The following is a 1,987-nucleotide window of genomic DNA, read 5'->3' as shown; positions in this document are numbered from 1 at the left end:
GAGCTCGCGCACGAAGGAGCGGCCGCGCACCATCAGCGACACCTCGAAGTTGAGGCTGAACGAGCGCATGTCCATGTTGCTCGACCCGATCACGGCGACCTCGTCGTCGATGGTGAAGTGCTTGGCGTGCAGCACATACGGCGCCTTGTACAGGTAGATGACCACGCCGGCCCGCAACAACTCCTCGTAGTAGGAGCGCTGCGCGTGGTAGACCAGCGCCTGGTCGCCGACCTCGGAGACGAACAGCTCCACGTGCAGCCCGCGCTGGGTGGCCGTGGTGATCGCGTACATGATCGACTCGTCCGGCACGAAGTACGGGCTCGTGATGATGATGCGTTCCTGGGCGTAGTAGAGCAGCGCGAGGAACAGGCGCAGGTTGTTCTCGCCTTCGAACCCGGGGCCGCTGGGCACGACCTGGCAGTCCAGCGAGTGCGGCACGACCTCGGCATCCGCCGGTTCGATGTCACGGGTGAGCAGGTCGTCGGTCTCGCCGTACCAGTCGGTGATGAAGATCGCGTTGAGCCCGGACACGATCGGCCCCTCGAGCCGGGTCATCAGGTCTTTCCACTTGAGACCGCGACGGATGTTGCCGGGCATGTTGTAGCTGCGGTCGATGATGTTCTGCGAACCCATGTAGCCGACCTTGCCGTCGACGATGACGAGCTTGCGGTGGTTGCGCAGGTCGGGGCGCTGCCACTTGCCCTTGAGCGGCTGGAGCGGCAGCAGCAGCTCCCACTTCACGCCGGACTCCGTGAGCCGACGCAGGGTCTTGCGGTAGCCGGGCTTGCGCATCGACTGGATGTGGTCCATCAGCACCCGCACGGTCACCCCGCGCTTGACGGCGCGTTCGAGGGCGTCGAAGAACGGGGCGGGGGTCTTGTCGAGGGAGAGGATGTAGGACTCGACGTGCACGTACTTGCGGGCCGTGTCGATGTCGGCGACCATCTCGGCGAGGGTGCCCTCATAGTTGCCGAGCAGCCGGGCCTGGTTGCCGCCGACCAGGGGCATCGAGCCGAGGTTGCGGTTGAGTTCGACGACGGAATCCAGCCACGGCGGCCAGACGTGGTCCCTGCGCACCTGTTCGATGCCCTCGGTGCTGTCAATGATGAACTGGTTGATCTCCTCCTGCATCTCCAGCCGTTTCTTCGGCAGGGTGCGGTAGCCGATCAGCAGGAAGAGCAGGGCGCCGAGATAAGGGATGAAGAAGATGGCCAGCAGCCAGGCCATACCGGACGTGGGCCGGCGGTTGCGCGGGACCACGATGACGGCGACCACGCGGATGGTGAAGTCAACGGCGAGGGCGACCACCAGGATGAAGGTCGAGATGTCGATGCCGAACATGCCGGGTCAGGCGACCGGTTTGTCGAGTCCGACTGGCTTGTCGAGGCCGACCGGTTTGTCGAGCCCGAGTTTGGCGCGTTCCTCCGCCTCGATTTTGGCGTAGACCTTCCGCTCGGTGCGGTCGGCCCGGATGATGGACCGCATCACCAGCCAAAAGATCAGCCCGACCAGCACGGTGGGCACGAGCGACCAGAATGCGCTAACCCAGAAGTTGTCCATATCCCTGACTACGATACGGGAAATCGGCGCCGGCAACAGCCCGGTTCACGGGTGTGCCGCCACCGGGACTGACGCGGCTGCGCGGCATCCGCTCGCCACCCCCGTCGCCCCGTCGAATTCGACGGACTTTTTTCCCTCAACGGCCCTAAATCACGGTTTATCACCGCAATTCGGCAAAATCTCCGTCGAATTCGTTAGGGCGAGGACGTGCCAAGGCCCGCGTCGGTGACCGCATCGAGCCACAGGCTGGCGAGCAGCTCGTGGCCCACGCTCGTCGGGTGCACCCCGTCGAGGGCGATCACGGTGCCGCCGATGGCCGCGGCGCTCCGCGCGAGCCCGGCGTCGGCGGCGACGAGCACGGCGTCGTAGGCGACCGCCAGCCTGCGCACGACGTCGATTTTCGGGTCGAGGTCCTCGCGCCAGGCGT

2 protein-coding genes and 1 pseudogene are annotated in these 1,987 nt (G+C 65.5%); all 3 read right to left on the bottom strand.

Annotation, left to right across the window (positions count from 1 at the left end):
- Window positions 1-1,341, bottom strand: a 1,341-nt coding sequence (gene cls, locus H7290_RS05460; protein ID WP_290513002.1) for a cardiolipin synthase, incomplete at its 3' end; no start/stop codon positions are given.
- 6 nt (window positions 1,342-1,347) lie between these two features.
- Window positions 1,348-1,560, bottom strand: a complete 213-nt coding sequence (locus H7290_RS05455) for a hypothetical protein (protein WP_134568530.1) — start codon at window positions 1,558-1,560, stop codon at window positions 1,348-1,350.
- 194 nt (window positions 1,561-1,754) lie between these two features.
- Window positions 1,755-1,987 (bottom strand): annotated as a pseudogene (locus tag H7290_RS05450) (hypothetical protein); the annotation flags it as partial.

It is taken from the genome of Aeromicrobium sp., from assembly GCF_014378035.1.
GTDB lineage: Bacteria > Actinomycetota > Actinomycetes > Propionibacteriales > Nocardioidaceae > Aeromicrobium.
The sequence above is the reverse complement of the archived record's forward strand: the minus strand, read 5'-3'. Positions and strand labels throughout refer to the sequence as shown.

Bases quoted from the DNA above. Each gene is read 5' to 3' on its own strand.
- H7290_RS05455 (WP_134568530.1), bottom strand. From the start codon at position 1,560: ATGGACAACTTCTGGGTTAGCGCATTCTGGTCGCTCGTGCCCACCGTG.